The sequence below is a fragment of the Pseudomonas sp. LBUM1658 genome (assembly GCF_059716055.1).
Genome location: NZ_CP166798.1, coordinates 5,301,869 through 5,323,364 on the forward strand (window position 1 = coordinate 5,301,869; position 21,496 = coordinate 5,323,364).

The 21,496-nt window shown below is 57.3% G+C and carries 20 protein-coding genes; 7 read left to right on the plus strand and 13 right to left on the minus strand.

Features of this window, described 5'->3' with window-relative positions; genetic code table 11:
• The first annotated feature begins 176 nt into the window (after positions 1-176).
• Complete coding sequence (locus tag ACA064_RS24400; protein ID WP_150807377.1) at positions 177-770, plus strand: nitroreductase family protein; 594 nt, start codon at positions 177-179, stop codon at positions 768-770.
• Positions 771-945: 175 nt separating this feature from the next.
• Here the strand turns inward: ACA064_RS24400 and ACA064_RS24405 are convergent, their stop codons facing one another.
• The 6 genes from ACA064_RS24405 to ACA064_RS24430 all read right to left on the minus strand — a co-directional run bounded on the left by ACA064_RS24405 (position 946) and on the right by ACA064_RS24430 (position 7,525).
• Positions 946-1,878 (minus strand): D-2-hydroxyacid dehydrogenase, encoded by a 933-nt coding sequence (locus ACA064_RS24405; protein WP_497670416.1) that lies wholly within the window; start codon positions 1,876-1,878, stop codon positions 946-948.
• Positions 1,879-2,004: 126 nt separating this feature from the next.
• Entirely contained in the window at positions 2,005-2,298 is a 294-nt protein-coding gene (locus ACA064_RS24410; protein ID WP_497670417.1) for a YcgL domain-containing protein, read from the minus strand.
• Positions 2,295-3,428, minus strand: a complete 1,134-nt coding sequence (rnd, locus tag ACA064_RS24415) for a ribonuclease D (RefSeq protein ID WP_497670418.1) — start codon at positions 3,426-3,428, stop codon at positions 2,295-2,297. The genes ACA064_RS24410 and rnd overlap by 4 nt, the downstream gene beginning before the upstream one ends.
• A gap of 122 nt (positions 3,429-3,550) precedes the next feature.
• Entirely contained in the window at positions 3,551-4,237 is a 687-nt protein-coding gene (locus ACA064_RS24420; RefSeq protein ID WP_497670419.1) for a class I SAM-dependent methyltransferase, read from the minus strand.
• 84 nt (positions 4,238-4,321) lie between these two features.
• Complete coding sequence (locus ACA064_RS24425; RefSeq protein ID WP_497670420.1) at positions 4,322-5,971, minus strand: phosphoethanolamine transferase; 1,650 nt, start codon at positions 5,969-5,971, stop codon at positions 4,322-4,324.
• A 171-nt stretch (positions 5,972-6,142) separates the two neighbouring features.
• Positions 6,143-7,525 (minus strand): glutamine synthetase family protein, encoded by a 1,383-nt coding sequence (locus ACA064_RS24430; RefSeq protein ID WP_497670421.1) that lies wholly within the window; start codon positions 7,523-7,525, stop codon positions 6,143-6,145.
• A 571-nt stretch (positions 7,526-8,096) separates the two neighbouring features.
• On the opposite strand from ACA064_RS24430, the gene ACA064_RS24435 reads away from it, so the two are divergent.
• The 4 genes from ACA064_RS24435 to ACA064_RS24450 all read left to right on the plus strand — a co-directional run bounded on the left by ACA064_RS24435 (position 8,097) and on the right by ACA064_RS24450 (position 13,264).
• Complete coding sequence (locus tag ACA064_RS24435; RefSeq protein ID WP_497670422.1) at positions 8,097-8,819, plus strand: autoinducer binding domain-containing protein; 723 nt, start codon at positions 8,097-8,099, stop codon at positions 8,817-8,819.
• A gap of 654 nt (positions 8,820-9,473) precedes the next feature.
• Positions 9,474-10,691 (plus strand): ATP-grasp domain-containing protein, encoded by a 1,218-nt coding sequence (locus ACA064_RS24440; RefSeq protein WP_497674320.1) that lies wholly within the window; start codon positions 9,474-9,476, stop codon positions 10,689-10,691.
• 182 nt (positions 10,692-10,873) lie between these two features.
• Entirely contained in the window at positions 10,874-12,238 is a 1,365-nt protein-coding gene (locus ACA064_RS24445) for an FAD/NAD(P)-binding protein (protein ID WP_497670423.1), read from the plus strand.
• Between the two features lie 6 nt (positions 12,239-12,244).
• Positions 12,245-13,264 carry an AbrB family transcriptional regulator gene (locus ACA064_RS24450; protein ID WP_497670424.1) on the plus strand — a complete coding sequence of 340 codons (1,020 nt, stop codon included), beginning with the start codon at positions 12,245-12,247 and terminating at the stop codon, positions 13,262-13,264.
• 176 nt (positions 13,265-13,440) lie between these two features.
• On the opposite strand, the gene cynR is transcribed toward ACA064_RS24450, so the two are convergent.
• A complete protein-coding gene (gene cynR / locus ACA064_RS24455; RefSeq protein ID WP_497670425.1) occupies positions 13,441-14,322 on the minus strand; it encodes a transcriptional regulator CynR in 882 nt (293 codons plus the stop codon).
• Positions 14,323-14,429: 107 nt separating this feature from the next.
• Between cynR and ACA064_RS24460 the strand changes: the two genes are divergently transcribed.
• Together ACA064_RS24460 and cynS are read left to right on the plus strand one after the other, a co-directional pair.
• A complete protein-coding gene (locus ACA064_RS24460) occupies positions 14,430-15,089 on the plus strand; it encodes a carbonic anhydrase (RefSeq protein ID WP_497670426.1) in 660 nt (219 codons plus the stop codon).
• 49 nt (positions 15,090-15,138) lie between these two features.
• On the plus strand, positions 15,139-15,609 hold the full coding sequence (cynS, locus tag ACA064_RS24465; protein WP_497670427.1) for a cyanase: 471 nt from the start codon (positions 15,139-15,141) through the stop codon (positions 15,607-15,609).
• A 195-nt stretch (positions 15,610-15,804) separates the two neighbouring features.
• Here cynS and ACA064_RS24470 read toward each other — a convergent pair whose 3' ends face one another.
• The 6 genes from ACA064_RS24470 to ACA064_RS24495 form a co-directional block, all read right to left on the minus strand.
• Complete coding sequence (locus tag ACA064_RS24470) at positions 15,805-16,170, minus strand: 5-carboxymethyl-2-hydroxymuconate Delta-isomerase (protein ID WP_497670428.1); 366 nt, start codon at positions 16,168-16,170, stop codon at positions 15,805-15,807.
• A gap of 67 nt (positions 16,171-16,237) precedes the next feature.
• On the minus strand, positions 16,238-17,167 hold the full coding sequence (locus ACA064_RS24475; protein WP_497670429.1) for a LysR substrate-binding domain-containing protein: 930 nt from the start codon (positions 17,165-17,167) through the stop codon (positions 16,238-16,240).
• A gap of 125 nt (positions 17,168-17,292) precedes the next feature.
• On the minus strand, positions 17,293-18,651 hold the full coding sequence (locus ACA064_RS24480) for an MFS transporter (protein ID WP_497670430.1): 1,359 nt from the start codon (positions 18,649-18,651) through the stop codon (positions 17,293-17,295).
• A 193-nt stretch (positions 18,652-18,844) separates the two neighbouring features.
• The gene (kce, locus tag ACA064_RS24485; RefSeq protein ID WP_497670431.1) at positions 18,845-19,777 is read right to left on the minus strand and encodes a 3,5-dioxohexanoate:acetyl-CoA acetone transferase; all 933 of its coding nucleotides are present in this window, start codon (positions 19,775-19,777) and stop codon (positions 18,845-18,847) included.
• Positions 19,778-19,873: 96 nt separating this feature from the next.
• Positions 19,874-20,662 (minus strand): SDR family oxidoreductase, encoded by a 789-nt coding sequence (locus tag ACA064_RS24490; RefSeq protein WP_497670432.1) that lies wholly within the window; start codon positions 20,660-20,662, stop codon positions 19,874-19,876.
• Complete coding sequence (locus ACA064_RS24495; RefSeq protein ID WP_497670433.1) at positions 20,659-21,381, minus strand: GntR family transcriptional regulator; 723 nt, start codon at positions 21,379-21,381, stop codon at positions 20,659-20,661. The genes ACA064_RS24490 and ACA064_RS24495 overlap by 4 nt, the downstream gene beginning before the upstream one ends.
• Positions 21,382-21,496: the final 115 nt, after the last annotated feature.

Sequence of the window (21,496 nt, forward strand, 5' to 3'; positions counted from 1 at the left end):
TCTTGCGCGGCGAAGTAGCTTTGCCAGTCGCAAAGGGCCAAACCGAAGTGCCATTAACGCTCAACCGCGTTGCATTCTGGTGAACTGCCACGGCTCAAGAAGACCTCACTGCTCAGCTCAACTGCGCCCGCCGGTTTTTTCGACTTTCATACTCAAACGTAGCAAGGAATCTCTTCATGAGCGCTAATCCCCGCGTCGCCGACTATGCCATCCACCCGCAGTTCACCGATCGCTGGTCGCCCCGCGCCTTCACCGGCGAAAGCATCCCGCAAGAAACCCTGCTGAGCTTTTTCGAAGCCGCGCGCTGGGCACCATCGGCCTACAACTCGCAGCCGTGGCGTTTCCTCTACGCCCGTCGTGACACACCGAACTGGGAACGCTACCTGGGCCTGCTGAATGAATTCAACCGCAGCTGGGCACAACACGCCTCGGCGCTGGTGATCGTGATTTCGAAAACCACCTTCACGGCACCAGGCGCCGAAGAAGAAACGCCGGCGTTGTGGCATACCTTCGACACCGGCTCGGCCTGGGGCCATCTGGCGCTGCAAGCCAGCCTCAGCGGCTGGCACACCCACGGCATGGCCGGTTTCGATCAGGAACTGACCCGCAAGGAGCTGAATATCCCTGAAGGCTACGCATTGCACGCCGCCGTGGCGATCGGCAAGCTGGGAGACAAGGCCACCCTGGCCGAGTATCTGCAGGCCCGCGAAGTCCCAAGCCCGCGCCGACCGTTGAGCGAGACCGTGGCTGAGGGTGATTTCAGCCTGTAAGCAAAGCACTGTGGCGAGGGGGCTTGCCCCCGCTCGGCTGCGCAGCAGTCGTAAAACCGGCTGATGCGTTCTACCTGAATATCCGCGATTGCCGATTTTAGGGCCGCTTCGCGACCCAGCGGGGGCAAGCCCCCTCGCCACAGCAAGCTCCCTCGCCACATTGATTGCGGTGTGCTTAGTACCCCCGATCGAAACTCACTTCCCCACGCAACGCCATATCGGCCTGATACGCCCGCAGGTTCTCGACAAACAACTGCACCATCATCGACGGTGAAGTCGGCGCCGAACTGTGGCCGGTCAGCAGCAAGCCCCAGGCGGTCCAGAACGGGTGACGTTGCGGCAACGGCTCTTGACGGCAGACGTCGATCACCGCCCCGGCCAGATGCCCTTCCTTCAAGGCTTCGACCAGGTCCGCATCGACCACCGCCACACCGCGCCCGACGTTGATGAACAACCCGGTCGGCTTGAATTGCTTGAACAGCGCCGCGTCGTACAGATCGTGGGTATCCGGCGTATTGGGCAGCAGGTTGATCACATAATCGACCTCCCCCACCAAACGCCCGAGATCTTCCAGCCCGGCGACTTCGATAAACGGCGCCTGCTCACGAGCTTCGCTGGCAATGCCATACAACTCGACCCCGAACGGCAACAGAAACTGCGCCACGCTGCAGCCGATGTCGCCGGTGCCGACGATCAATACCTTGCGCCCGGCCAGGCTCTGAACCTGGCGGTTGTCCCACTTGCGCTCGACCTGACTGACCAGCCGTGCCAGCACTTCGCGCTCATGGCCGAGCATGTAGGTCAGCACGTACTCGGCCATGACCTGACCGAAAATCCCCACCGCCCGGGTCAGGCGGTAATGCCGCGGCAGACCCTCGGCGAGCAACGGGGTGATCCCGGCCCAGGTCGATTGCAACCACTGCGGCTCATGGCCCTGGCGCAGCAGGGTCGCCAGCAGGTCCGGCTGGCCGAGCCAGATCGGGCAATCCGCGGCCAGGCTCGCCAATTCGGCGGAGTCGCCACTGGTGAGCACTTCCAGGTCAGGAGCGGCCTGACGCAACAATTGGGCGTAAAGAGCGTGGTCGTGTTCAGCAATCAGAACGCGCATGGTTCAAACCTTTCAAAAAACAGTGCGGGTGGTCGTCGACAGGTTTTACCCATCGTTAACGGCCACCGCCAGATTATTCAGTTCCATTTGTAAAAGTGCTCTGGACAGAGCACCCGGACCGGTCCATCACAGCGGATCATTGCGCCGCAGCAGTTCTTCGGGCAAATGTTCGATGTACTCGTCTTCGGCCGGTGGCATTTGCAGGTGATAGCCCTGCCTCTCAAGGTTCTCCAGCACCACATTGATGTCCTCGCGGGACAACTTGCGCTCCGGGCTGAGCACCAGGTCGAAGGCGTGGTGCGGCTTGCCAAAGGCCAGCAGCAGAGTTTCCGGGACGCGTTCCAGTGCATCGCTTTTCAGCACGTAAAGGTACATCTCGTTCTTGCGCAGGCTTCGGTAGATGGAGCAAATACGTTTCAAGGCTGTTCTCCGGCGGTGGCCAGGCTGTCGAGCAGCATCTGACCCATCAATTCGCGGCGCCAGCCACGCAACGAATCAGGCAATTGGTAAGGGCCCTCGGGGAAGCCGCTTTTGAGCAGGGCTTCCAGGGTTTTCTTGCGCAGCATCAGTTCTGGCGCCATGTCCAGGCGTTCGGCTTCGGCCTGGCCCAGCGCCCGCAGACGCTTGATCAAGGCTGCAGCTTCGACCGGCAACGGCTCAGGCACCGCGGCCGGCCATTGCTCAGGGGGTACACTGCCAGCTTGCTTGATCAACTCCAGCAGAAACTCGCCGTCCTGACGTACGGTACGCGGGTGCATGTCTTCGATTTTTGCCAGCGCCGTGAGGTTGTCCGGCTGGGTCCGGGCCAATGGCCATAACGAGTGTTCACGGACAATCCGGTTACGCGGCAGGTCGCGGGCGCGGGCTTCGCGTTCACGCCAGGCACAGAGTTCACGCAACACGGCCAATTGGGCACGGGAAAGCTTCCAGGCCAGTTTGGCCTCGCGATAGACCTCGTAGGGGTCGACTTCGCGACGCAGGTTGGCCACCAGCTCGGCACCGTCCTCCAGCACCCAGGCGTACTTGTCGTCGGACAGTTTCGGGTGCAAGCGGATGTAGACCTCAGCCAGATGCAGCGCATCTTCGGCGGCGTAGCTGATCTGGGTCTCGGACAGCGGGCGTTGCAGCCAGTCGGAACGGGTTTCGCCCTTGGGCAGATCGATTCCCAGCACTTCCTGGACCAGGCGCGAGTAGCCCATGGAAAAGCCCAGGTTCAGATAGGCGGCGGCCAATTGGGTATCGAACAATGGCGCCGGCAGGCTGCCGGTCAGGCGCAGCAACACTTCCAGATCTTCGCTGCAGGCATGCACGACCTTGATCACTGCCGGATTTTCCAGCAAAGCGGCCAAGGGTTGCCAGTTATCGATCGTCAATGGGTCAATCAGGTAAGCGCGCACGCCATCGCCAATCTGCAGCAGCCCGGCGATCGGATAAAAAGTATCGACCCGCATGAATTCGGTGTCGAGGGCAACGAATGGCAACTGCTGCCACTCGGCGCAAAACTGACCGAGGCTATCGTTGTCGCGAATCCAGTGAATATCGATGGCCACACGGCTCTCCCTTGAAGAATGGAGCGCAGTATATATCGACCCCGGCGATTTCCGAGCATTCACTGCATAAGAGCGTGAGGGAAAACACCTGTCGGACTCTCAGAATAGTCCGACAGATTAAATTAGCTGCCTTTACGCAGCACGTAGACCCGTGACAGGCCGTAGCCGGGCATGAAGTCTTGAGAATGGAGAATCTCGAATCCTGCTTGTCTGAACTCGCCTTCGACCTGGGTTTTACTGGCCAACGGGCGTTTTTCAGCCTCCGCCGATGCTTGCGGGTCAGCACTTTTGGCCCGCCGGCGACGATCCTGGAAGCTGCCGGCGACCTGCACCGAAACAATCACCGTGTCGCGGCTGACGCGATGCAGTTCACGCAGCAGGAGCAGGCGGTGCTCGCTGCTGACAATCTGCTGAAATAACTGCATGCAGAAAATGCAGTCCACGGCATTCACCGACAGACCAATGGTAAACGCCGAACTCTGAAAGGTTGTGACCCGTTCGAGCAGGCCGGGCGAATGATGGGTCTGGGCGTGGTCGAGCATATCCTGAGAGTTATCCGCCGCGAGGATGACCCGGTTCGTATGCTCGGCCAGCACCGGCCAGAAGCGCCCGGCACCGCAGGCAAGGTCGAGAATCAGCCCGGGCTCGCCCGCCACCTTGAGCGCCTGACGCACCAAGTGCTCAGCGCGCCAAAGCGACAGCCGCCGGGCCAGGCCGACGGGGCGCGCTTCCAGACAAATTCTGGCGTGCTCCTGCTCGTAGCGCCTGGCGAACTCAAGCTCAATGGTGGATGGGAGTTGCGATGACATGACGCTCGGACTCTTGTAAAGGGATCAACTGGCGGCAGATTAACCATCGGCACGTGAAAAAAAGGTCGAATGGCGGTAAAGATCTCACTGAGTGGCCAGCACCCCGTCAAGCACAGCCCCTCGGCAGCCGGCAAACATATCCAGTTCGGGGTTATAAACGCTGCTGTTGACCTCCAGCAGGCCGAGCATTGAATGGAACAGATTGTCCTGGCTTAGCGGCTTTTCGCGACTCAGCTGCAGGCAATGGGTGTCCACCGAGAAGGACTTCTGATAACTGTCCGAAAACCAGGCAAGCATTGCCACGTGCTTCTGTTGCTCCGGCGCCAGCATATAAGGCGTGCCGTGCAGGAACAGGTTGTACTCACCGAGCGATTCACCGTGATCCGACAGGTAGAGCATCGCGGTATCGACCTTGTCCTGATTGCTGCGCAGCACGTCGATCAAGGTCGCCAATACGTAATCGGTATACACCAGCGTGTTGTCGTAACCGTTGATGATGCTTTCGCGGCTGCAACTGTTCAGCGCGTTGCTTTCGCAGACAGGGGTGAAGTGCTCGTACTCTTTGGGATAACGCTTGAAGTATTCCGGACCATGACTGCCCATCTGGTGCAACACCAGCACGGTGTCTTTATCGAGGTGATCGATGAAGTGCTGCAAGCCTTGCAAGAGGATTTCATCGCGGCATTCGCTATTGGCACACAAGCCCGGATCCTTGAAATTGCTCACATCCTCAAGCGTGACCCGGTCGCAGGTGCCTTTGCAGCCAGACTGGTTGTCGCGCCAGATCACTTCCAGCCCGGCACGCTTGAGCACATCGAGCAGGCCTTCTTCATTCTTCGCCGTGCTGGCGTTGTAATCCTTGCGGCCCATATTGGAGAACATGCACGGCACCGACACCGCGGTTTCCGTGCCGCAGGAGTGCACGTCGGTAAAGGCGATCAGGCCCACCTCTTTATTCAGTTTCGGCGTGGTATCACGGTCATAACCCAGAATGCCGAAATTTTCCGCACGGGCACTTTCGCCCACCACCAGCACCGTCAGCGACTTGCGGGCATGGGCCTGCCAGCTCGGGTTCATCTGCGCATCTTCACCGATCTTGACGAATGGCTGCCGAGCGGACACCAACTGCTCACGCAGATAGCCGACGGACGCGCCAATGTAATTGCTCGGCACTATCATCAAGCGCAATTCGTGGTGATTACGAAACAACGAAGACAAACCCTGATAGTTCGCCAAAGCTACAATACCGAGCACGCCCGCCGATACAACGGCCAGTAGAACTTTACTTAACACTTCACGGTGCCAGCAACGATAGTTGATTGGAGTCTTCCATAACAACCACGACGGCAACACGCCCAGAAAGAAAATATAGGAAAGCCACTTGACCGAGAGTAAATCACGCACTTCCGTGGCATTGGTTTCGGTAAAGTTACGCAACATTCCCTTATCAATCAAAACACCGTACTGCGCCATAAAGTAAGCGACGCAGGCACTGATCAAAAAAATCAGTATCAGCACCGGCTTGAGCACGTAAGGAAAGGCCAGCAGGGTCAGGACAATGTTGAACGCACACCAGATCATCAGGCCAAACGCCACGCGCATGGCCATGCCCTGGCCGTCGGACGAGGTAATCTCGAACAGGTGTTGCCAGAGCACAAAGTTGAAGCCTATTAATAAAAAGGCACAGGCAACCAACGTCACCCACTCGGGGCGCACGGCTTTAATGTTCCACATGACGGTCTGCTTTTTCCTTGAAAGTAGTGCCGCCAGGAAGCAACTAAAACATTCACTCCCCACGACAGCACAAACTTTAAGCAGCCAACCATCAATTTTTCGTGAAAAATAAGCGAACAAATAGTTGGCCAGTGGCAAATGGCCAAAACTTTTTATCTGAAGCCTGACTACTTACGCTTGATGTAAATACCAGCGCCAGTCCTGCTCGCCCACTTCGCCCATGAATTGTCGGTACTCGGCACGCTTCACGGCCAGATAAACTCCAAGAAACTCGGTTCCGAAGGCGTCCCGAGCCCAGGATGAGCCTTCCAGAGCACGCAAGGTGGTCAGCCAGTCCGTCGGCAACAGCTCGGTGGCCTGAGCGTAACCATTGCCTTCAACCGGAGCGCCGGGGTCGCGCTGTTCGCGAATGCCCCGATGAATACCCGCCAGGATCGCCGCTGCCGCCAGATACGGATTGGCATCGGCGCCGCAGATACGGTGTTCGATATGCCGGGAAAACGCCGGGCCGCCCGGTACTCGCAGACTCACCGTACGGTTGTCCACGCCCCAGGTCGCGGCCAGGGGTGCGTAACTGTTGGTCTGGAAACGCCGGTAGGAGTTGGCGTTGGGACAAAACAGCAGCAACGAGTCGAGCAAGGTGCTGAGCATGCCGCCGACTGCGTGCCTGAGCAGCGGCGTACCGTCGGGCGCTTCACTGGCGAAGAGGTTATTACCGTCCTTGTCCGCCAGGCTGACATGCATGTGCATGCCGGTACCGGCCAGGTCATCGAAGGGCTTGGCCATGAAGCAGGCGGTCATGCCGTGCTTGTGCGCCACGCCTTTGACCAGGCGTTTGTAGCGCACCGCCTCATCCATTGCCTGCAAGGCATCGCTGCGGTGCTCAAGGGTGATCTCCACCTGCCCCGGTGCGTACTCGGAAATCGCCGTGCGCGCCGGAATGCCCTGCAGCTTGCAGGCATTGTAGAGATCGGCGAGAAACGGTTCGATCTGCTCCAGTTCACGCAAGCCATAGACTTGGGTAGAGCGCGGCCGACCGCCGTCGACATCTCGCGCCGGTTGCGGCCGAGCGTTGCTGTCGCGCTCACGATCGAGTAGATAAAACTCCAGCTCCGCCGCCATGACCGGATAAAAACCATCGGCCTTGAGGCCATCGATCACCTGGGCCAGCAGATGCCGCGGATCGGCCACCGTAGCTGGCATCCCCTCTTGCGGGTGCATGCTGACCTGCACGGCTGCGGTGGGGATCAGCCGCCACGGCATGCGCTGCAAACTGCCACTGAGCGGATACGCCCGACAGTCGATATCGCCCACTTCCCAGACCAGCCCGGAGTTTTCCACGTCGTCGCCATTGATGGTCAATCCGAGGATGGTGCTCGGCAGCGGCCGGCCGCTTTCATACACCGCCAACAATTCATCGCGATGCAGCAACTTGCCCCGTGGCACGCCGTTATTGTCGAGGATGAACAGCTCGAACATCTCGATATCCGGATTGTTCGCCAGAAAGGACTGGGCTTCTTGTAGGGAGGCAAAGGGGGTCGTGGCAAAACTCATGGGGAACTCTCGTATTTCCGCGTCAGGCAAGCGCGCAGGCGCCGCCGGTTCGATCCACCGTGCCGTGTAGGGCCAAGTGCGATCCGTATAAAGACTTAACGGGAAATACAACCATCCGGTGGGCGCGCATGGCGGCAATGCCACAGCGCCCAGAAGGCCAGTTCGGAAGGGAGTGCAGACAGGTTTGGTGCGGTGGCAGGCGTGAATCGAAGACAAAGGCCCGAGGCGCTGAGGCCAGGCGAAGCCTTGTGTTTGATTCCGATCAGCCAGGCGTCCATAGGAAAACCGCAGTAAACAGATGCCGAGCAGCGTCACACGGGCGGATAAGCCGTTAAATCCGGATTTGACGAAGTTTGGTTGTGGGTTGGCTAAACATTAGCGTCGCGTGTAGGAAATTTCTCTGGCAGGCAAGGAATATTGATACAGGCCGACCGGAGAATTCCGACCCAAATATTTATCGTTTAGACCGATCATTAAGAGCGAGCTAAGACCGGAAAAAACGTATCGCATACCAGCCAAATCCTGTCAGGCGCCACACAGACAACAAACAATTAAAAAAGGCAAACCCCCGATGAATACCAGCACATCATTAGGATGGGAAAAACAATACGAAGAAGCCTTCTCAGAGGTCAAAAGCCTGGATGTTTTACTCACGAGATCAATAAAACTTACAAAAGAGCTGAATTTTGAATTTTTTGCATATGAAACTTTCAAACCTACACCTTTTATGAAACCGGAATATGACATCTACAGCAACTACCCTGCACAATGGATTTTCAGATATAGAAAAATGAATCATGCATTAGCAGACCCGCGCATCCACTACAGCAAGATGCTTGATGAAGTTTTATGCTGGAACACCGATCTTTTTAAAGAAACCCCGAACCTAATGTCTGATGCGATGGAGTCTGGATTATGTATCGGATTAACTCAACCAACAACAAAACGCTTCGGGGCAGTAGAGCTTTTCTCTCTAGCAAGGAGAGAGGTAGAAATATCCTCAGAGGAATTAAAGGATCTGACACCCAAAATAAAATCTCTCGCCAACATCCTACAAGCGAAATTGTATGACATCAACAATAAAACACACATAAGCGAAAGCATCACTTTATCAACTAGAGAAAAAGAAATACTGCGCTGGACCGCTGATGGAAAAACCTCTGAGGAAATTGCAATTATCCTGAACCTAACAATTGACACAATAAACTTCCATCAGAAAAAAATACAAAGCAAAATGGGTGCAGGCAATAGAGTACAAGCTGTAGCATATGCAATAGCCAAAGGACACATATAACCAAAACCGCACCTATCATTCATACGCCCAGACTAAGAATACCCACGAGTACTAAAATGTTTTTTCTCCCACTTGTAACTTCGCCGCCCATAACCTCGCCGAATGAATGATCAAGGCCGGGTAGCATATGTAAATTCTCAGCAAAGTACCTCATCCAAAACTTCACGAAACGAATAGATATGCGGATCTTAAAGCCGCATTAGAAATGCAGACTCAATAGAGAACATGAACCAGGCATGTTAGTCACGGCCGAACTTTCACCTAAGCCTGGCAACCACGAAAACAACTCAAGCAAGCATTAAATGCGCCAATCGCACCTACCAAATTTGGTAGGTGCGGCGATCTTAGTATGAGGTTATAAAAGACAACATCACCCGACGCCCGAAAATTCCTGCTAATTTCATTGACAGAGGGTCATATGCCACAACAAATCGAAAATTTTAAATGCGTTACCGGCGTTACCTTGAGCAACCAACGACTAAAACTCTAGAAATAAAAAAACTAAAACCCCTCTTATTGGAGGTACCTGCAAGACCATGTATTACGTGTGCCAAGTAAGCCGCACGCGGGTGATTCGCTTGAAACTATCACCTGATTGCACACTTGGCATTCCGATTGAAATCTGCCTAAAACCGGGGACTTCTCTTGAATCCTGTGATTTTATTTGCACCTGCAAAAATTCTACTTCAGCACTCGGAAGATGAATGGCTAAGCGTGCTGGGAAACAACTCCCTAATTTATAGCGACCTGTCTGCCAAGGATTTGCTGACAAAACAATTTTCCGCCATGTCCGCTGCGTTCCGGCTCTATACAAACTTCAACGACTCGGCCGTCGTCGAACTGGATGCATTGGCCGCCGCAAAAAAACTTGGCACAAACACCATTATCGCGCTAGCGGAAGTCGATCTATTGAGAGTTGCGCGAATCAAAGACCGTCTCAGTGGCTCGGTGACGCGCTATGAAGAGATGACCTTGCTTTATCGGGATAAATTCCTGATGAAGCAAAAACTGGCGGAACATGGCATCCGCATCAATCCCATGTCGGTGATCCGGTCCGCTTGCGAGATCAACGACTTCGTTGAGCAGTATGGTTATCCGGTGGTGGTGAAGCCCCGTGACGGCCGCGGATCGGGTGGCGTACGTGTGCTGCGCGATAAACCTGATCTACTTGGGTATCTGCAAGAACAGAACAGCACAACCCTGCACAACCTGATGGTTGAAAAATACATCGACGCGCCTTTATTGAACGTCAATGGACTCTATATTGACGGCAAGCCGGTGATTATTTCGCCTGTGCGCTCAACGGTGACTTGCCTTGATTTTCTGGATGGGCAAAGTCTCGGTTTCCAGATGTTGTCCGAAAGCAACCCGCTTCACGAAAAATGCGTGGAGCTAACCAGAAGCATTGTTGAGCGCGCGCTGTTCCGACTCGGCACGATGCTGTTTCATCTCGAGATTTTTCTGGACGGCGAGAACCTGATCGTCTGCGAAATAGCCTGCCGTCTTGGCGGTTGCAGCGTCAACCAGGAATTGACTGAAGCATACGGCGTGAATCCGCGCTTAACACTGATTGACGCCGAGCGGGGCGGGAAAGCAGCATCGTTCAAGGAGCTGATCAAACCACGACGCCTGCTTGGGCAGCTTAACATTCCGCCTCGCACAGGCAAGTTGATCGAGTTTCCGGAACACATCGATTTGCCTTTCATTCGCTATTGCTCGGTCACGGCGAAAAAGGGCACAAACTATTCCGGGATGACGATGACCAATGGTGAAATCGTCTCCGCCATTGTCGAGGGCAATAGCGAAATAGCCGTCAGCGATAATCTCGCACAACTCGATAACTGGGTCAGGGACACATTTATATGGGAATAGCCGAATGCCTCCCGTTCTATTAAAAGAAAACGAAAGGCAACCGTCACCCGCGTTTTCCTTTCGTTAGATGCTGGCTAACGGTCACCCTCGTCAACCTGCGTATTGTCGCGCGCCATGATCTGACATGACGACGCAAATCAGGCGTTATCGCGCCATATGGAAAAACCGGTCTAAGGATAGATATGGGAAAGGTAGCAGTTATTGGGATGGGTTACAGCGGTGCAATTATAGTGGAGCGATTGAAACACCTGACGCCGAAGCTGAAAGTTGACGTGTACGATACAACCGGTAGTACCGGATCCGGTCAGGCTTATCAACAGGATATCCTTAGCAACTTGGTCAACCGCCCTGCCAATCTGATGTATCTGCGAGAACACGGCGACTTCAAACAATGGTTGCATGAGTGTCGCGTAACACAAGCCAATGCCTATCAGCCAAGGCCGGTGTTCGGCAATTTTATTGAAGAGACACTGAAATCGTCTCTGCGCAAGTACACATCCATCCAGCATTACTGCGAGCGGGTGATTGGAATGACAGCGGAACGGAGTTGCTATTCCCTGAAAACAGCCACTGGCGAGCGTGCGGGATACAACGCCGTGGTGTTGGCAACTGGCAACGCCGAGCCGACCGATATCTATCGGCTCAAGGGCATCCAAGGCTATATCAACAATCCTTATCCGACTACAAACCTTGCTGATATCCGTTCGGACAGTATTGGCGTGCTTGGCAATCAGTTATCGGCTATCGATGCGGCACTTACCTTGCTCGACGCCAATCATGACAACCACGTAACGATGCTGACCCGCAGCAGCAAGATCCCCAACTACAGCGAGCACTATCATCCGCGCCCGCTCAAGGTGCTGAATGAGAATAATCTCAAGCAACGACTGCGCGGCAGTGGCTCAGCACTAAAAACAGTGCAGGCGATGTTCGACGAGGAATTGGGCGCGCAAGGCATCAACGTCAACATCAAGGACTTGATGCGCGATCACACCCAGGCCTCGGTTGCCCGAGAGGCAATCTACTCGGTGTTCTCGTCGACCAATCTGATCGTGCCGATGATCTGGAACCTGTTATCCGAGCGCGAAAGAAATGTTTTCGTCGGGAGATTCAGGAGCGCCTGGCGGCAGCTGCGAGTGCCGATTCCCAAGGAGAACTGGATCAAGATCCACCAACATATCCGCTCCGGGCGGCTGGTCTGTAGAACCGGATTGGTCGATGTCAGCGTTACAAGGGATCGGTTCCTCGCGCGGGGGCGCGATTTCGAATGCTCCTTTTCCAATCTGGTCAATGCGACCGGTGCAGGCGATGCGGTGGAAGGCACGCTATACAAGAACCTCGCGGCATCCGGAATGTGCATCCGGCACCAATATGGCGGGATCGATGTGCGCTATGACGACTGCCGGGTTATCAACAAACAGGGGCTTTCCAATATCTTCGCGATCGGCGCACCCACCGCAGGTGTGTTCTACGCCGTCAGCAATATCGATGTCCTGCAGATGCAGGCGGAAATCATATACAAAAATCTTCGCGCATTAGGCACCTGAGAAACCATGAAAACCTTATTGTGTTTGTTGATTGCCACCGTGGTCGGCACCGCGCTGCAATATGCCGGTGTCCCCCATGGTCTGTTGCTTGGCTCGATACTCGCGACCGCGGTAATTGTCAGCAACGTGCGTTTTTCTCCCACGTTGCGCTTCGGCCTTGGCTACGTGCAAATCGTGTTGGGCATCGCCACCGGCCTGATGTTCGAGTCGTGGGACAGCCAGATGGTGGCCGCCATGTTGCCCAGCCTTGGCTTCCTAATGCTGTGCTCGATGGCGCAGATCGCCATGGCCGGTTTCTGGCTGTTCAGAGTCTCGGGATGGAACCTGAAAGATTCCCTGTTGGCCGTCTACCCCGGCGCACTCGCCGCGGTGTTCGATTTACTGGAGTCCGAGCGTGCGTCCAGCAAGGTCATCGTGGTGCACCTGGTCCGACTGCTGTCGATCACCGTGCTGGTCAGTTTTTGCATTCCCGGGCCTACCGACGTGGTGCCTGGCGAGAGCAGCCCGCTGGTTATGAGCACACTACTGACACTGCTGTCGCTGATTGTCCTGTGCATTTTGCTCGGCCGCTTATTGTTGGGCGTCGGTGTCCCTGCACCGTTCATGCTCACAGCGATCGTCGCCACCGGCGTCTATATCAAGATGGGCTATCTCCAGGCATTCAACATGCCGAAATGGAGTGTCGATTGCGCCGCAATCATCCTCGGTGTGCTGATTGGATCGAAATTCAAGGAAATCACCCTGGCGGAGCTTGTTCGCCACGGACGGGCCGGGCTGATTTCTGTAGCGCTGATGTTGCTGATCGCAGCGGCGTTTGCCGGGGTGGCCGGACGGGTTCTGGGCAATGATCCCTTGTCGTTATGGATGGCGTATATGCCTGGCGCCATCGAGACCATCGCCATCGTCGCGTTCAGTGGTGGGCTGAACGTTGTATTCATCCTGTCTCATCATCTGGTGCGAATGGTCATGTTGCACTTTGCGCCAGCCTTGATCGTTCAAGCGCGTCGGTGGCGTGCAAATGTATGATCAGACAAAGCACCTGTGGCTACGTCGTCTTGAGGTTTTGCTTCAACAAACTGATGTATCAGGCCCGGTCAACCGCCTCCATCCGTCAGCAGATGAGACCATTGCACCATAGCTTTTCACCCATTTGTCATAACGCATACCGATCCGTCGGTTCTCTTTTAACCAGCCGAATATGACTAAACATTCCCCCGCTGTTCGACCAACTCGACAAAGGCCCCACACGCCGTACTTCGGTAAGCGCCCTTGCGACTGAGCAATGCCACGGTGCGTTGTAGCAGTGCCGGTTCGAGTTCCAGCGCCTGCAAGCCCGTCTGCTCGCGGGCAACGGATTGCGGGAGGATGGTCGCCAAGTGGCTGCGGCGTACGATCTCGATGATCGCGCTGATGGAGTTGGCTTCCATAACGATGCGTGGCGCGATGTTTTGTTCGCGACAGTAGCGGTCGATGTGCTGGCGGGTGGCGAAGTCGCTGCTGAGCAAGACCAGCGCCTGCTCGCCCAGCTCGTGAGCACTCAATGACTGCTGCCCGACAAACCCCGGATGGGTATCACTCACCACCAGGCTCAGGGTTTCGGCGAACAGTGCCTGGGATTCGATATCGGCCAGATGTTCACCGTAAAAACCGATGCCGATATCCAGTCGGTCTTCCGCCAGCGCCGCTTCAATTCGGTCCTGAGTCATTTCTTCGACGCTCAGGGTGATCGCCGGGTAAAGGCTGTTGAAGCGGGTCAGCAGCGGGCCGATCAGATAGGTGGTGAAGGTCGGGGTCATGGCCAGGCGTAACGAACCGCGACTCAGGTTCTGCACGTCATGCATCGCTCGCTTGGCCGCCTGCAGATCCTGCAAGGCCTGCCGTGCATAACGCACATAGGCCTCACCGGCATCGGTCAGGCGCACGCAACGTCCCGAACGGTCGAACAACGGCGCGCCAAGGGAGTCCTCCAATTGCTTGATCTGCTGCGACAGCGTCGGCTGCGACACATGCAGAGCTTCGGCGGCTCTGGTGAAGTTGCGATGCTCGGCAACGGCGAGCAGGTAACGAATATGACGTAACAGCATGGCCGCTCACTATAGGAAGGGCTTATGGCGACAATAATAAACCGGTCTTGGACCCTATAGCTGAAAAATTTCATCCTTGCCCCATCAGCGACGCAAGGAGAATCACCATGCAAGACATCATCGACGGCTTTCTCAAGTTCCAGCGTGAGGCTTTTCCGGAGCGCAGCGAACTGTTCAAGCAATTGGCTACCCGCCAGAGCCCGGGCACTTTGTTCGTCACCTGTTCCGACAGCCGTGTAGTCCCGGAACTGCTGACCCAGCAGGAACCCGGTGACATGTTCGTGATCCGCAACGCCGGCAACATAGTGCCGTCCTACGGTCCGGAGCCGGGTGGCGTGTCGGCCACGGTGGAATATGCGGTCGCCGTGCTCGGCGTCAGCGACATCGTGATCTGCGGCCATTCCGATTGCGGCGCGATGACCGCCATTTCCACCTGCAAATGTCTCGATCATCTGCCGGCGGTGGCCAACTGGCTGCGCCATGCCGAGTCGGCCAAGGTGATCAACGCCTCCCGGACTCACGCATCGGCTGAAGACCGACTGGATTCGCTGGTACGGGAAAACGTCATCGCCCAACTGGCCAACCTCAAGACTCATCCTTCAGTAGCTCTGGCCCTGGAGCAAGGTCGACTGAACCTGCACGGCTGGGTCTACGACATTGAAAGCGGCGGCATCGTCGCGCTGGACGGTACCAGCCAGGCCTTCGTCTCGCTCAGCGAACATCCGAAGACCTGTGCCCAGTCCAGCAAATTGCCACACGCCGCCTGACCCACATTGTTGAAGCGACTTTTCGTACGTCACCCAAGAGGAAATCACCATGCTGCAATCCCAGTTTGCTCAAGCTCCACGCCTGGCCCTGGCCGACACCATCATCGACGCCAAGGCCCGCAAGAACCTGTCGTGGCAGGACCTGACCGACGGCACCGGCCTGAGCCTGGCCTTCGTCACCGCCGCCCTGCTCGGCCAACACCCACTGCCGGCGGAAGCCGCCGATGTAGTCTGCGACAAACTCGGCCTGGATCAGGACGCCAGCCGCCTGCTGCAAAGCGTGCCATTGCGCGGCAGTATCCAGGGCGGCATTCCGACCGATCCGACCGTCTACCGCTTCTATGAAATGCTGCAGGTCTACGGTTCGACGCTAAAAGCCTTGGTCCATGAGCAGTTCGGCGATGGCATCATCAGCGCCATCAACTTCAAACTGGACATCAAGAAAGTCGAAGACCCGGACGGCGGTTCCCGTGCGGTGATCACTCTGGATGGCAAGTACCTGCCGACCAAACCGTTCTGATTGAAAAGGCATTGTCCGCGGGGAAATCGGCGTGAGCCCTGATACCGCCATCGCGGGCAGGCTCGCTCCCACAGGTATTGCGCTATCTCTGTAGGAGCGAGCTTGCTCGCGATGGACTCAAAGGCGGCGCGTTTACTCAGAAAACACGCGTTATCGTTAACGTCCATCGCGAGCGAGCTCGCTCCTACAGACGCATCAAAACCCGATAGCCGTCTTGGTGTAGGACTCCCGGTCAATGTCCAGAATCTCCGCGCACAACTGCACTTCGACGTTGGCCGGCCATTCACACAGGTCCTGAAGCACTGCCAACAGGCTTTGCGACAATTGCCGCTTGGTCTCGGCCGAGCGCCCGCTCAGCAGCGCCAGCTTCACATGCACGAACGCTCGCTCGCCCAGTCCGGTACCGACGCGAAATGCCCCCACCTGCACTGCTCGGCTCTTGATATCGAACTCCGCCGCAAACTGCCCTGAAGCCACCAACGCAAGGTTGAGTCGCAACAATGCCTTGTCGGCATCCAGTTCTGGCAGATTGGGGGTGTATTCCATATGCAAGTGAGGCATGACAGTGCTCCTGATGGCTTGAAGGTAAGGCTGTAGATATAGCACAGAGCCGCCCATGGCTCTGGTTTCAAAGCGGCTTGAAATGTGCCGCTTCCCGCTCACCCATAAACGCTTCCAGTCGCGAGCGTAACCAGCGCTCGGCGGGGTCGCTGTCGACGTGGCTCAGCCAGACCATCGACAGATCCAGGGTTGGCGTCTTGAACGGGAACGGCTCATTGAACAACTGGCCGGACGCCGCCATGGCCGCGGCGGCGTAATCCGGCAGGCTGGCGATCATGTCGGTGCCAGCGAGCAATGCCGGCAAGGAACTGTATTGCGGCACCGAGAGCACCACCTGGCGCTTACGGCCGATTTCCGCCAGCCACTCATCAGCGAAACCACTGACATTGGCGGTGTGGGAAACCAGCACATGGGGCCGTGAGCAGTATTCATCGAGGGTCAACGGGGTGTCAGACGCGTCCGCACGCAACACGCTGGGCTGAATATGCCGGAGCAATTTACGTTTGGCATTGGCTGGCAGGCCGCGGGTCTGGCTGATGCCGACGGTGATGTCGCCAGATGCCAGCAAGTCCGGGATCCGCCAGTAATCGACGTGCTGGACGACGAACACTACCTGCGGCGCCTCCTGGCGCAGCGCCCGCAACAACGGCGGCAGCAAGCCGAACTCCACATCATCCGACAGACCGATGCGAAAGGTCATGGTGCTGCTGGTGGGGTCGAAATCGTGGGTCAGGCTCAAGGCGGCCGACAGCGAGTCCAGCGCCGGCGAGAGATGCCGAATGATCTCCTCGGCCCTTGCCGTCGGCTCCATGCGATGCCCGACCCGGATAAACAGCGGATCGTTGAACATCGCGCGCAGGCGGTTGAGCGCCGAGCTGATGGTGGGCTGCCCGAGAAACAGCTTCTCCGCGACCCGCGTCACATTGCGCTCGAGCATCAGTGTTTCGAACACCACCATCAGATTGATGTCGGCCTTGCGCAGTTCGTTACGGTTCATCTGTTGCCCTCAGTCCCCAAGACTGCTCACAGTTTAGGGAGGGTCAAGGCCTTTGCCCAGAAACGAAGCTGCCCCCTTATGGGAGCAGCTTTCGGATCATCAACGATGAAGCGCAAATACCGTCCTCAACCGCCAGCACCAGTACCTCGTGCAGGTGATGGGCGAGACTCGGGGGAAGACCGGCTGGCCAGAGGGCCAGTGCTCTCCTGCCCCTGACGCAAACGCAACGCCGCCAGTGCGGCAACCACCAGCACCACTGCGATCACCTTCAAGCCATTCATCGCATTGCCGGTACTCATCTCGATCGCGCCCATCACCGACGGACCGACGAAGCCGCCCAGCAATCCGCAGGAGTTGACGAAGCCCAGGCCGCCGGCCAGTGCCACACCCTTGAGCCGTGAAGCCGGGTACAAAAAGATGATCGACTGGACCACGAAAAACATCAGTGCCGCCAGGCAGAACCCCAGCAAACTGAACACCGGTCCCGACACCGCCGCGATCCCCAGGCCCAGCGCCATGGTCAACAGGCCGGTTACCAACAAGTGCCGGGCTCGCCGCGGGTTGTTCGCCAGGCGTGGCAACATGACAGCGCCAATCGCTGCGGCGATCCACGGCAGCGAGGTCAGCAAGCCGACGCTCATCGAACTCAAGTCACCGTATTTGCCAATGATGCTCGGCAGGAAAAAGATCACCGTGTAGACCGTGATCTGGTGACAGAAGTAGACAAAGATCGCCAACAGAATCTGCGCAGTGAAGCACTGTTTGAGCGAGTTTCCGTGGTGACCCGCGCCCTCCTCGGCCTCGGCCGCCAGGCGCTGCTCGATGCCCCTGGCTTCTTCCGCACTCAGCCATGGCGCCTTGGCGGGACGGTCGGGCAATTTGCGCCAGACCACCCAGGCGAACAGCACCGCTGGCAGGCCTTCGAGCAGGAACATCCACTGCCAGCCGCGCCAGCCGAGCATCCCGTCCATCTCCATCAGCGTCGCGCCAAGCGGCCCGCCGATGATGTTGGCGAAGCACACGCCCAGCAGGAAATAACCGGTGGCACGCGCACGCTGCTCACGCCCGAACCAATAGGTCAGGTACAACATGACCCCTGGAAACAAACCCGCCTCGGCAATGCCCAACAGCAGGCGTAACACGTAGAACGAAGTCTCGCCTTGAACGAACGCCATGGCCGCCGAGAGCAATCCCCAGGTGACCATGATCCGCGCGATCCAGAAGCGCGCGCCGACCTTGTGCATGATCAGATTGCTGGGAATTTCCGACAGCGCATACGTCAGAAAAAACAGCCCCGCGCCCAGCCCGTAAGCCGCCGCGGAAATACCCAGATCGATATCCAGATGATGTTTAGCCAGTGCGATGTTGGTTCGATCGAGAAAGCTCAGCACATAGGCTGCGATCAGCAGCGGCATCAACTTGAGGAACATCAGTTTATTCAGCGTCCGCTGGTCGCGGGGCTTGGACGATACTGTAGTGCTCATGCTGCAAACCTCCCGTCGAGCGAGGTGGGTGCCACCGGAACGGTCTTCTGGTCGACCTCCCGCGCCGGGCCTGCGCCCAGTGAGGTCTTGAGGTCTGTGACGATTTCATTTCCCATCGTGATATCCCTTTTTTGTTTTTGTGCGGGATGAAGGCTGGCCGCACGTGAGCGACCAGCTGCGGTGATGAACAGACTTAGAACGCGACCTGATCGCGCCCTTTGAGCCCGAGCATTTCACGGGCTTCGTCAGGGGTGGCGACACGTCCGCCGAGGGCTTCGATGACGCTGCGGATGCGCCGGACCTGATCGGCATTCGACGCGGCCAGCTTGCCAGGGCCGTCCCAGAGTGAATCCTCCAGCCCGACTCGAGCGTTGCTGCCCATCGCCAGGCCCATGGTCGCCAACGGAATCTGATTGCGTCCCGCACCCAGGATCGACCACACGTAATCTTCACCGAACAGCCGGTCGGCGGTACGGCGCATATGTGCCAGGTCTTCGGGATGGCCACCGATGCCGCCGCGCAGGCCGAACACCGACTGTATGAACAGTGGCGGCTTGAGCAGCCCACGCTCCAGGAAGTGCGCAGCGGTGTACAGATGGCCGATGTCGTAGCACTCGATTTCGAAACGGGTGCGGTTCTCGGCGCACGCATTGAGGATATGCGCGATGTCACGGAAGGTGTTACGGAAGATCCGGTCGTCGCTCTCCTCCAGATACGGGCGCTCCCAGTCGTGTTTGAACTCAGTAAAGCGGTTGAGCATTTCATACAGACCGAAGTTCATCGAACCCATGTTCAACGACGCCAACTCCGGCTTGAACTCCAGCACCGGCTGCAAACGCTCTTCGACGCCCATGGTCGGCGCTCCGCCGGTGGTGAGGTTGATCACCACATCACTGGCAGCCTTGATCTGCGGCAGAAACTGACGGAACAACTCCGGGTCCTGGCTCGGGCGGCCATCTTCAGGGTCCCGGGCGTGCAAGTGCACGATGGCGGCTCCCGCTTCGGCGGCACCAATGGCCGCCTCGGCGATTTCCCGTGCAGTGACCGGCAAATGGGGCGACATCGAAGGCGTGTGAATGGCCCCCGTAACAGCACAGGTAATGATGACTGGACGATTTTTGGACATGACTATTCTCCGACTTTTATTCTTATTGAAAAAAATCCTGGTTACTTCAGTGAGTGCAATCTTCTGGAACTACCGCCGTTGATCCAGGCGGGTCAGTTACAAGTACTCGACGTTGCCATCGACGCTGATCGCCTGGCCGGTCACGTTGCGCGCCGCCGGCGAACAGAGGAACAACGCCATGGCCGCGACATCCTCGGCAGTGACCATGCGTTTGAGGGAAATCTTCTTCAGGTACTCCTGGCGCATCTCGGCTTCAGGCACGCCGACTTGCTCGGCGCGGGCACGGATCACGCTGTCCATCCGCGGGCCTTCGACGATGCCAGGCAGCAAGGCATTGACCCGAATATCACTCTCGCCCAGCTCCGAGGCCAGGGACTTCATCAAGCCGACAATCGCCCATTTGGTCGCGGCATACGGCGTACGCCAGGCATAACCAAGGCGCCCGGCAACCGAAGCGATATGCAGCAGGTGGGCATGGGCCGACTCGCGCAACAGCGGGACCGCGTGATGGGCAAAGCGGTATTGCGCGGTCAGATTGATGTCGATGGTGCGCTGCCAGTCCTCATCGCTGATCGAATCGATGCCACCGGTCGGCCCGGCGATCCCGGCGTTGTTGACCAGTACGTCGAGCCCACCGAACTGCTCGCGCTGGACCTTGAACACCGCCTCGATCTGCGCCGCATCGGCAACGTCGGCGCGGGTCGCCACGCTGCCTGGATAACGATCCCGAAAAGCCGCCAACGCCGACTCACTGACATCGCAGACATGCACCCTGGCGCCGGCTTCAATGTAGGCCGCCGCCAGCACTTCTCCGATACCCGCAGCCCCGCCGGTAATCAATACGCGTAAATCCGGATAGGGTTGCAACCGCTGCAAGACACTCATGCGCTTTTACCTCCTGAGACAGACGACCGCGAACGGTCGCTCTTGACGAGCAGGCGCGACAGGGAGTCGGCGGCCTGCATGATGTCATCGGTGACCGCTGCTCGCGCTGCCGCCCCGTCGCGCGCTGTCAGGGCGTCGACAATGCGCGTATGCGCCTCCATCGAGCGCTGCAGATGCGCCTTGTCCGGGGCGACCAGGGCAAAACAGGGCCCCATGTGCAACCAGAAATTCTCTACGGCAGCCATCGTCAGCTCGGCTTGAGCGACCGCGTAAATCCGCCGGTGAAAGGCAAAGTTGGTCCACAGGTAACGAGAAACATCGACCTGATCGGCAGCCTTTTGCATTTGCTGGCAAAGGTCGGAGATTTCCGCCAGATCGGCCTTATCGAGAAGCAGCACGGCCTTTTCGGCCAATAGACCTTCCAGCGCCACCCGCGCATCACGTATCTCGCGCAACCGCTCGACCGTCATCATGCGTACCCGCAGACGGGAAGTTTCAGTGACTTCAAAGGCATTCTCGGCGCTCAGCCGCTGCAGCGCTTCGCGCACCGGCATGGGGCTGGAACCCAGGGCTTCGGCCAGACCGCGAATGGTCAACTTCTGGCCAGGCTGAAAGCGGCCGCTCATCAGGGCTTCACGGATCTGCCGATAGACTTGTTCCTGCAAGGTATCGCGGGAAACATGGCGCAACGTGGGGAGAGGAATCGGACCATCTGTCATGAGTCAAACCTGTGTTGTCGTTCTTATGGGCTAAATATGTGATCACAAATAAAATATGTCAAACAATTTTCGACAAGGCGCCTGCGTGCCAGATTGCAAAATCCCGGGTGGATTC